General features: G+C 61.1%; 10 protein-coding genes. 3 read left to right on the top strand and 7 right to left on the bottom strand.

Going from position 1 to position 10,022, the window contains the following annotated elements:
• A partial coding sequence (leuS, locus tag QZ511_RS15245; RefSeq protein WP_295803628.1) for a leucine--tRNA ligase occupies nucleotides 1-1,242 on the bottom strand: 1,242 nt, incomplete at its 3' end.
• Nucleotides 1,243-1,345: 103 nt separating this feature from the next.
• On the opposite strand from leuS, the gene QZ511_RS15240 reads away from it, so the two are divergent.
• The 3 genes from QZ511_RS15240 to QZ511_RS15230 all read left to right on the top strand — a co-directional run bounded on the left by QZ511_RS15240 (nucleotide 1,346) and on the right by QZ511_RS15230 (nucleotide 3,294).
• A complete protein-coding gene (locus QZ511_RS15240) occupies nucleotides 1,346-1,852 on the top strand; it encodes a hypothetical protein (RefSeq protein WP_295803627.1) in 507 nt (168 codons plus the stop codon).
• Between the two features lie 49 nt (nucleotides 1,853-1,901).
• The gene (locus tag QZ511_RS15235; protein WP_295803626.1) at nucleotides 1,902-2,684 is read left to right on the top strand and encodes a YdcF family protein; all 783 of its coding nucleotides are present in this window, start codon (nucleotides 1,902-1,904) and stop codon (nucleotides 2,682-2,684) included.
• A 220-nt stretch (nucleotides 2,685-2,904) separates the two neighbouring features.
• Complete coding sequence (locus QZ511_RS15230; RefSeq protein WP_295803624.1) at nucleotides 2,905-3,294, top strand: hypothetical protein; 390 nt, start codon at nucleotides 2,905-2,907, stop codon at nucleotides 3,292-3,294.
• A 150-nt stretch (nucleotides 3,295-3,444) separates the two neighbouring features.
• On the opposite strand, the gene QZ511_RS15225 is transcribed toward QZ511_RS15230, so the two are convergent.
• The 6 genes from QZ511_RS15225 to QZ511_RS15200 form a co-directional block, all read right to left on the bottom strand.
• A complete protein-coding gene (locus QZ511_RS15225) occupies nucleotides 3,445-4,392 on the bottom strand; it encodes a TIGR01777 family oxidoreductase (protein ID WP_295803622.1) in 948 nt (315 codons plus the stop codon).
• 254 nt (nucleotides 4,393-4,646) lie between these two features.
• Nucleotides 4,647-6,206 (bottom strand): apolipoprotein N-acyltransferase, encoded by a 1,560-nt coding sequence (gene lnt / locus QZ511_RS15220; protein WP_295803621.1) that lies wholly within the window; start codon nucleotides 6,204-6,206, stop codon nucleotides 4,647-4,649.
• Between the two features lie 75 nt (nucleotides 6,207-6,281).
• On the bottom strand, nucleotides 6,282-7,163 hold the full coding sequence (locus QZ511_RS15215; RefSeq protein WP_295803630.1) for a transporter associated domain-containing protein: 882 nt from the start codon (nucleotides 7,161-7,163) through the stop codon (nucleotides 6,282-6,284).
• 20 nt (nucleotides 7,164-7,183) lie between these two features.
• Nucleotides 7,184-7,750 carry an rRNA maturation RNase YbeY gene (ybeY, locus tag QZ511_RS15210; RefSeq protein ID WP_295803619.1) on the bottom strand — a complete coding sequence of 189 codons (567 nt, stop codon included), beginning with the start codon at nucleotides 7,748-7,750 and terminating at the stop codon, nucleotides 7,184-7,186.
• Nucleotides 7,751-7,765: 15 nt separating this feature from the next.
• Nucleotides 7,766-8,806: a PhoH family protein gene (locus QZ511_RS15205; RefSeq protein ID WP_295803617.1), complete on the bottom strand. Its 1,041-nt coding sequence runs from the start codon at nucleotides 8,804-8,806 to the stop codon at nucleotides 7,766-7,768.
• A gap of 559 nt (nucleotides 8,807-9,365) precedes the next feature.
• Nucleotides 9,366-10,022, bottom strand: a 657-nt coding sequence (locus QZ511_RS15200; protein WP_295803616.1) for a TRAM domain-containing protein, incomplete at its 5' end; no start/stop codon positions are given.

Here is a 10,022-nt window from a genome sequence, read left to right as displayed (position 1 = left end):
GACGCGGCCCTTGCCGGCAGCCTCGAGGCCGTCGGCGATGGCATTGAAGGCGGCATCGAAGTCGAGGCCGTCGAAGCCGCCGGAATTGACCAGCACGCCTTTGTCGGTGAAGGCTTCTTTTTCCAGGTCGATGGATTCATCGCCCGCGGGCTTCACTACCTGCTTGATAGGCAGGTCGTATTTTTTGGCGAATTCCCAGTCGCGTTGGTCGTGGGCGGGCACCGCCATCACGGCGCCCGAGCCGTAATCCATCAGCACGTAGTTGGCGACCCACACCGGCACTTCTTCACCGGTCAGCGGGTGGATGGCCTTGAGGCCGGTGTCCATGCCTTTCTTGTCCATGGTGGCCATATCGGCCTCGGACATGGATTGCTTCTTGCACTCGGCAATAAAGGTTTTCAGTTCCGGGTTGCTCTCGGCCAGTTCCAGCGCGATCGGGTGCTCCGCGGCGAGCGACACGTAGGTCACGCCCATCAGGGTGTCCGGGCGGGTGGTGTAGACGTCGAAGTGGTCCACGCCGGCAATGGTGTTCGGCAGTGCGAAGGCGAGTTCCACACCCTTGGACTTGCCGATCCAGTTGCGCTGCATGGTGCGCACCTGCTCCGGCCAGTCCGGCAGCTGGTCCAGGTCCTTGAGCAGCTCTTCGGCGTAGTCGGTGATCTTGATGAACCACTGCGCCAGCTCGCGGCGTTCCACGGTGGTGCCGCAGCGCCAGCAGCAGCCGTCTTCCACCTGCTCGTTGGCGAGCACGGTGGCGTCGTGGGGGCACCAGTTCACCGCGGAGTTCTTCTTGTACACCAGACCTTTCTTGTACAGGCGGGTGAAGAACCACTGCTCCCAGCGGTAGTAGGACGGCTGGCAGGTGGCCAGCTCGCGGGACCAGTCGAAGCCGAAACCCAGCGCCTTCAGCTGGCCTTTCATGTAGTCGATATTGGAGTAGGTCCACTTGGCCGGCGCGGTCTTGTTCTGGATCGCGGCGTTCTCCGCCGGCAGGCCGAAGGCGTCCCAGCCCATGGGATGCAGCACGTTCTTGCCCTGCATGCGCTGGTAGCGGGAGATCACGTCGGTGATGGTGTAGTTGCGCACGTGCCCCATATGCAGCTTGCCGCTGGGGTAGGGGAACATCGACAGGCAGTAGAACTTGTCCTTGCTGGGGTCTTCCTTCACTTCGAAGCTTTTTTCGGCCTCCCAGTGCTCCTGGGCGGCGGCTTCGACTGCGGAGGGGTTGTACTGCTCTTCCATCTGTGGGGAACCTATACTCTGTGACTCGATCTATTGGGATATTCTGACCAATCAACCGCAGCGGCGATTCGGCCGGAAAACGGCGAATTATAGGAGGGATGGGGTGAGTAAGGAACCTAAAGGCACAGGGAAAGGTGGGGGAAAGGGGCCGGCACAGGACCTGAATCCCGATCTGATGCTGGAAGACGAGGAACTGACGGCGGGTATTCGCCAGGATCTGGAAAAGCTGGTGGAGGGTGAACTCGCGGTGGAAGAGCTGTCCGCAAACCGGACCGCCTTCTTGAAGGCCTGGTTGAAAGATGACCTGCACCGGGCCGCCGATTACCTGCGCGGGCTGGGTGGCGAGCTGCAGACCCTGGAAGAGCGCACCGGTGACTGGCTGCTGGACGCCGCCGACCCCACCGAGACCGCCTGGCCAAACCTGATGCGCTGTATCAAGCGCGGCCAGCCCTGGGCACTGGCGGGGGAAACCGTGGGGGAGGGGGTGGAACTCCAGTGCCTCGGCTGCGGCTATCGCGCACTGCCGCCCGCCAACAGCCAGATCACCCCCTGCCACCGCTGCGGTTACGGCTGTTTTCGCCAGATCACCGGTGGCCTGAGCGATCCCTGATCCCCGGAAACCTCATATAAACCTTATCCAAGGACGATTGCCGGTCGATATGGAACTGCATACCGCCCTGAGTTCACTGCTGATGCCGCCTTTCGCCCCGCTCGTGGGGCTGGTGGTGGCGCTGCTGTTGTACTTTTTCCCTGCATCCTCACCTGTCGCCAAGCTGTCATTGCCACTGGCTATGCTCTGCGTCCTCGCGCTGTGGGTCTGCGCGACCCCCGCTTTTTCCGGCTGGCTGGGACAGCAGCTGGTATCCCGGAGCCCGGTGGAACCGACGGTGAAGCCCTCGGCGGTGGTGATCCTCGGCGGCGGCCGCTACCGGGATGCTCTGACGGGAGGCGAACGCCTATCCGTTACCAGCATGGAGCGCGTGGTCTGGGCTGTTACCAATGCACCCAGGGACCTGCCGCTCCTGGTGTCCGGCGGTCGGGTTTACCGGGATGAAAAGACCTCTGAAGCCGGCTTGATGGCTGAGGTTCTGGAAAAACTTTTCTCGCGGCCGGTAACTTGGCGTGACAATTGCAGCCGGACAACGGCAGAAAACGCCGCTGATTCGGCGGCACTTTTGCACGATTCCGGAGTCGAAAGCGTCATCCTGGTAACCCACTGGTGGCATATGCCGCGAGCGGCAGAAGTGTTTGCCCGTGCCGGCTTGCAGGTACAGCAGATGCCGGTGGGCAGTCCCGGAGAGCTGTTGCCCAGGGGGCAGAGCGGAATCCTGCTATGGTTACCCAGCGCCGGCGCGCTGCTGCGTACGCAGATTTACTGGCGGGAGATACTGGCGGACTTCTGGTACCGCTGGCGTCCACTGCCGGAAAAACGCATTTGCTGACCGGTTGGTAGCGGTCAGTACTGAAGTTGCCGATAGTTTCAGATAAAACTAATATGTGCGCCCTTACCTACTGCCCACCCCTCTCGATGGTGTGGGACAGGGAGCCAGGAGCGGCTCCCGGAGAGTGCGAGTTGGAATTCGCAGTCCGCGGTGAGACCAGCAGCAACAAGCTGGATTGCCGGGGTGAATAACAACAAAAAAGAAAAAGAGGTATGTTCTGATGACGGATTTCCCAGCATCAATGTCGCCGATTCAGTTGCACAACCGGCTCAACCGCCCGGTATGGATCGGTTACAAGTTGACCCGGCGCGGCAAACGCCAGCTGGTCCTGCTCTCTGCCGGTAGCGGAGCCGGTGCCCAGTTCACCAAGAACTTCGCCACCTTTGTCGGGCAGATAGTGCGCGAGTTCAAGCTCGACCCGGAGCAAACCGACTTTGTCGAATTGCGTCGGGAAAAAACGCAGGGCGACGCCACCCGGCACAACTGGTACCGCTGGCACGCCCAGTGGGTGGGTAGTGCACCAATGGAGTGCAAGGCCGAAGCGGTCACTTCAGAAACTGCCTGTGGTTATCTGGAGGAGGCGCTGGCAAGCGCGAATGCCGCAGCCTGAGTTCAGGCTGGGGGCGCCGGCAGTGCCGGCTTCACATCAGAGATACAGCAACTGAGCCCGCGATTTGCGGGCTCAGTGCGTTTCGGGCGGGTAAATCGGGTTCGGCGGGACTCTCCACCTGGACTCTCAGTGCAACATTCAGTGTGACTCTCAGTGTGACTTGGAGTTGGCCGAGTTGGCCGGATGCCCCGGGCTGTGGCCGTTGCCCTGGGGCCCCAGCAGGTCCGCCAGGGCCTTTTCCAGGGTGGGATACTGGAAGCTGTAGCCGCTGTCGATGGCGGTGCGCGGTTCCATTTTCTGGCTGGCCAGCAGCAATTCCTCCGCCATTTCCCCGAACATCAGTTTCAGCATCCAGGCCGGTGTGCGCATCAGGCAGGGGCGGTGCAACTGCCGCGCCAGCAGGCGGGAAAAGCTGTTGTTGGTGACCGCCTCCGGAGCGCAGGCATTGAACGGCACACACAGGTGGCGGTCGATGGCGTGCAGCATCAGGCCGACAATATCTTCCTCGTGAATCCAGCTCATCCAGTGTTCGCCGCTGCTCATGGGGCCGCCCAGGCCCAGGCGGAATGCCGGCAGCATCTGCGACAGCGCGCCGCCGCGGGTGGAGAGCACGATTGCGGTGCGCATGGTCCCGACACAGATGCCGGCCTGCTGCAGGGGCTGGGTGGCGGCCTCCCAGTCGCGGCACAGTTCCGCGGCGAAGCCGCCGCCGGGGCCACTGGATTCTTTCAACAGGTCGCCACCGCGGTCACCGTAATAGCCAACCGCCGAGCCGGACAATACATAACGGGGGCGCTGGCTTTGCCGCATTATCCACTGCACCAGCTGCTCGGTGGTCTCCAGCCGCGAGCGGCGGATTTCCTGCTTGCGCCGTGCATTCCAGCGTTTGGGAATGGGTTCTCCGGCGAGGTTAACCACCACATCGACGGGGCCCTCGACCTGCTGCAGGTCGCGTACGCCGCGGGCGGATTCCCCGCATAGCCTGCGTACTTTTTCCGGGCTTCGGCTCAGCACTGTCAGGCTGCCGCCGCGGGCGAGCCAGTGTGCGCAAAACAGTTGGCCAATCAGGCCAGTGCCGCCAGTAATCAAACAATGCATAAATCAGGCATCCGTGCCGCACATTGATTCTTGTGCAAAAAATTTATTTGTTCGCAGGTGGCGGTGCTCGCCCGGACCCGCGCAACCTCAACGAATTTATTCCATCAATATTCCGCAGATGGCCGCTTCGTCGGGTAAATATCAGTGGATAATAGCAGCCGCAAGCCGTGCTGCCGGGATCTGACGGGGCCCCGGGGGAAGTCGGGGTGAAAGCAGGCGAAACATGGGCGCGGAATGCGCCCACTATTTTGAACTCAGTCCGCGAGTTCCTGGCCAAAGGCCGCACCGGTTGCGGTTGCCGGGTTGCGCTGCAGTAGCCAGGCCGCAAGCAACATCAGCGCGGCCAGTGCGACTATCCCCCAGGTGCCAATCAGCATATACGGCGTAACGCCAGTGCGCGCGGTGACATTACCGGTCAGGGTCGCCTGCTCGAATTGCGGCAGGCTGGCGGTGATCTGGCCCGACGGGTCGACGATCGCGGTGACCCCGGTATTGGTGCCACGCACCAGGTAGCGGCGGGTTTCCAGCGCGCGCATCTGCGCCATCTGCATATGCTGCAACGGGCCGATGGACTTGCCGAACCAGGCGTCGTTACTGAGTGTCAACAGTACCTGCGCATCGCCAGCACTGTCCGCCACCAGTTGCGGGTAGACAATTTCGTAACAGATCAGTGGTGCCCACGATAAATGACCGGCCTGTAGCGGCGGCTGCCCTTCCGGGCCCGGGCGGATAAAGGATGTGGGCAGGTTGAAGAATTCGATGGTGCCGCGGATCCAGTCCTCCAGCGGCACATATTCACCAAATGGCACCAGGTGGCGTTTGTGGTAGAGCTGCTGGTTGCTGCCAAACACCGCCGCGGAGTTGTGCACCACGCGGCGCTGGTCCTGCTCGGTATCGTAGAGAATGCCGGTGATCAGGTCGCTGCCGGTCTGCTCCGCATTCTGTTGCAGCGCATCCATCAGGTTGGGGGCGTGATGGTACAGCAGGGGCAGTGCGGCTTCGGGCCAGATGACCACGTCGGCCCCGGCCTGGCGCAATTTCTCGGTGGCGCTCTGGTAGCGGCGGATGGTCTCGCCGCGGAATTCCGGCAGCCACTTTTTGTCCTGGGGAATATTGGCCTGTACCAGCCCCAGGTTGACTCGGGTTGCTTCGCTTGCTGTCCATTCGACATTTTGCAGCCACAGGCCAATGGGCCACGGCAGCAGCGCGGCGATTAGCAGGGCAATGCTGGTGACCGATTTCCACGGACCCAGTGCGCCGCGGGCGACCAGCGCGAGCACCGCAGCGGTGAACGCCAGCAGCAGGCCGATACCGTAGACACTCACTACCGGCGCCCAGCCGGCGAGCCAGGTGTTGATATGCCCGTAGCCGGCAAACAGCCACGGAAAGCCGGTAAACACCCAGGTGCGGAGCCATTCACTCAAAAACCACAGCCCGGCAAAGGCGAGGGCAAAGCTGGCGGGGTGGCCGCGCAGGCGGCCGATCAGGGCAAATGGCAGGGCAAACACGACGGCCAGGATGGCCACGAAAGCCCCGGTCAGGAAAACGCCGAGGGCCGGAGACGAGCCGCCAAAATCCGTTATCGATACATATACCCAGGAGCCGCCGGTGGCAAACAGTCCCACGCCGTAATACAGCGCCAGGCGGTAGCCCCGCCAGGCAGACAGCCGGTTGTCTGCGCCGCCCGGTGCCAGCAGCCAGGCAAACAGCGACAGGGAAAGGAGACTGCACCACCAGTAATTGAATGGTGCCAGGGACAAGGTGAGCAGGCCGCCGGCAATCAGGGCAGCAAGTGGGGCGATTAATTTGCGCATGAATTTGTTACTGGCTGCAAACGGGTATCGTCAGAAGGCCGCCAGCGCAGATCGCTACCGGCGGCCCGGGACGGTTCAACCGTCCTCTTCCGCGGGCTGATCCAGTCGACTGACGCGCAGCAGATGGATCTGGCGATTGTCGGCGTAGAGTACGCGGAACTTAAATTTTCCGAGTCGGGTGACTTCGTCGCGCCCCGGCAAATGGCCGAAAGACTGCATGATGAGGCCGCCGATGGTATCGAACTCCTCATCGCTGAATTCACACTCGAAGTACTCGTTGAAATCCTCAATGGGGGTGAGCGCCTTCACCACAAAGTCATTGTCACTGACCCGGCGGATAAAGCTGTCCGCTTCTTCCTCATCGGTCTCGTCTTCAATTTCGCCGACAATTTCCTCGAGAATATCTTCGATGGTGACCACGCCGGATACGCCACCGTACTCGTCAATCACTACCGCCATGTGATAGCGGTTCTCACGGAACTCCCGCAGCAGGATGTTCAGGCGTTTGCTCTCGGGAATGATCGTGGCGGGGCGGATGATGTCTTCCAGACGGAACTCGTCCAGGCCCTTCAACACCAGCGGCAACAGGTCTTTGGCCAGCAGGATACCGCGGATATCGTCGATACTTTCACCCACCACCGGGAACCGCGAGTGGCCGGACTCGATGATCTTGGGCAGGAATTCTTGCGGGTCGTCGTCGATACAGACGACCACCATCTGCGAGCGCGGAATCATGATTTCCCGCACCTGCTGGTTGGAGACGTCCAGCGCACCCTCGATGATGGACAGTGCCTCAGCGTCTACCACCTTGTTTTCCGCGGCGTCCTTGATGATCTCCATCAGTTCGTCACGGGATTTGGGTTCGGCTGAGAAGGCGCCAAGTATTTTTTCCAGCCAGTTCTTCTCCCCCGATCGGGGCCGGCTGGAGGAGCTACTTGGGGGTTCGTCGGTGGTCATGGATGTGGCCATACTCCGGGTTACTCATCGGTTCCGTTTGAATGTTCTGTGATCTGCACGCCCTGTGCAGGCTCGTCAATGGGCGCGTAGGGATCGGCAATCCCCAGCTGCGCCAGTATACGGGTTTCGAGATTTTCCATGATCTCGGCCTCATCGTCCTCGATATGGTCGTAACCCAGAAGATGCAGTGTGCCATGGACCACCATGTGTGCCCAGTGTGCAGACAGCGCCTTGTGCTGTTGTTCCGCTTCCCGCGCCACCACCTGGGCACAGATTACCAGGTCTCCCAGCAGGGGCAGCCCCAGTTCCGCGGGGATATCCGCCGGAAAGGAGAGCACATTGGTGGGCTTGTCTTTGCCGCGGTACTGGTTGTTGAGCGCCTGACTTTCCGCTTCATCGACAATGCGCAGGGAGATTTCCGCACAGTCCCGTTGTTCGCCCACGGCGGCAGTCGCCCAGGTGGTGAGCGCTTCGTCGGAGGGCAGGGGGGACTGGGTAGTTGCCCGCTGAACATCGAGTGCGACCTTGTCGTCAACAGTCTCGGATTCAGCGGGCGCCGGGGATTGCGCCGGGATTGTCTGGCTCATGGCAGAGTGCGGCGATCAGGCCGCATCTTCTCCAGCGGCCTTCAGAGCCGCCGCTTTGCGGGCCTCGCGTTCAGCTTCCACTTCCGCCTCGTGCACGTCATAGGCTTCAACGATGCGCTGTACCAGCGGGTGGCGCACCACGTCTTTGGCGCCGAAGTGGGTAAAGCTGATGCCGTTGACCTTCTCCAACACCTCGATCGCATGGCGGAGACCAGAAGCCTGGCCGCGGGGCAGGTCGATCTGGCTGGGGTCACCGGTGATCACCGCGGTGGAGCCGAAACCGATGCGGGTCAGGAACATCTTCATCTGCTCGCGGGTGGTGTTCTGGCTCTCGTCGAGAATCACGAACGCATTGTTCAGGGTGCGGCCGCGCATATACGCCAGCGGCGCCACTTCGATCACGTTGCGCTCGATCAGCTTGCCGACGGTTTCAAAACCGAGCATCTCGTACAGGGCGTCGTATAGCGGGCGCAGGTAGGGGTCGACCTTCTGGCTCAGGTCACCGGGCAGAAAGCCGAGCTTCTCACCGGCTTCCACCGCCGGGCGCACCAGCAGGATGCGTTCCACCTCGTCCTTCAGCAGGGCTTCTACGGCACAGGCAACGGCGAGATAGGTTTTACCGGTACCGGCGGGGCCGATACCGAAGTTGATGTCGTTGGTCTGCACCGCGCGCACGTATTTGCGCTGGTTGAGACCGCGGGGTCGCACGGAACACTTTTTGGTACGGATCAGGACTACCTGGTCGCCCGCATCTTCACTGGCACCTTTCGCCAGCTCTTCGACACCGGATTCCTGCAGGGCGAGGTGAATCTCGTCCGGGGTCAGGTCATCTTTCGCGCCGGTTTCCTTGTACAGGTTGCTGAGAATCTCGCCGGCAGCGCGGGCGGACTCGGCGTCTCCGTAGAATGCAAACTGGTTGCCGCGGTTGCGGATCTCGATATCCAGTCGCTGTTCTATCTGGCGCAGGTGTTGATCGAATTGGCCACAGAGGTTGGCCAGGCGGCGGGCGTCATTGGGCTCCAGGGTGATGCTGTGAGCGAGGGCTTGTGTTTCCAAATTGGTTTCCGTGCACCTTTTGTCTGAGGGTTCAGTCTGTAGGGTATACCCATTTTCCTTGTAGGGGAAAGGGTGCTTTGTGACGAATGGGTTCTAAACAGTCTCGGGGCTTATAACAGCGGAGTATGACGGTTTGTGGTCACTGGCTGTTTTGGGGGCTTGGTGCTTGGTATTTGGGGGGATTGGTGCTTCGTAGGTAGTTGGGCTTCGTAGCTTGTTCCTGTGGCGGCCCTGCTGCCGGTATTCGTTTCCGGGACACGCTACAAGCACATCCCTGTGCGCTCGGACGCGGCCATCCATGGCCGCGTACGGTCCCGGAAACGAATCCCGGCATCAGGGCCTTAGATTTAAAGTTCGGAGTAATACCTGACCTATTCGTTGATCGACCATTGCCAGGCTTAATGCGAAGGTTCTGATACCGATCCCTCTTTGCGAGACCTTCGAAAAAAGGGACTTTTTCGAAGAGCCCCCAGGGATGGGTTCACGGCGTGTCTCGCAAAGAGGGATCGGTAGCAGGACCGCCACCGGGCCCTCAAGTAGTTGCCCCGAAACTCGAGTGTTAGCCAAGCGGCCCATCCAGTTCGGAAGCGACGAGGGTGCCGCGCAGGGAGTTCGGCAGTGCTTCTTCAATCAATACATCCGCAAACTTGCCGATCAGCGCCATGTCGTCAAAGCGGAAGTTGACCACTCGGTTGTTTTCGGTCCGTCCCTGCAGCTGTCCAGGGTCTTTCTTGGACACGCCGGTCACCAGCACACGCTCTACATTGCCCACCATGCGGCGGGCGATTTCCGCCGCCTGCTGGTTGATGCGGTGCTGCAGTAGTTGCAGGCGCTGCTTTTTGATCTCTTCCGGAGTGTCGTCCGGCAGGTCCGCGGCCGGGGTACCAGGACGCGGGGAATAAATGAAGCTGAAGGAAATATCGAAACCCACATCCTGGATCAGCTTCATGGTGGCTTCGAAGTCACGCTCCGTCTCACCGGGGAAACCGATGATAAAGTCCGAGGACAGGCAGATGTCCGGGCGGATCGCCTTCAGGCGGCGGATCTTGGACTTGTACTCCAGCGCCGTGTGGCCGCGCTTCATCGCCATCAGGATACGGTCGGAACCGCTCTGAACCGGCAGGTGCAGGTGGTTCACCAGCTCCGGGACTTCCGCGTACACATCGATCAGCGCATCGGAGAACTCCACCGGGTGGGAAGTGGTGTAGCGGATGCG

This window comes from uncultured Microbulbifer sp. (assembly GCF_913055755.1).
Classification (GTDB): domain Bacteria; phylum Pseudomonadota; class Gammaproteobacteria; order Pseudomonadales; family Cellvibrionaceae; genus Microbulbifer.
The sequence above is the reverse complement of the archived record's forward strand: the minus strand, read 5'-3'. Positions and strand labels throughout refer to the sequence as shown.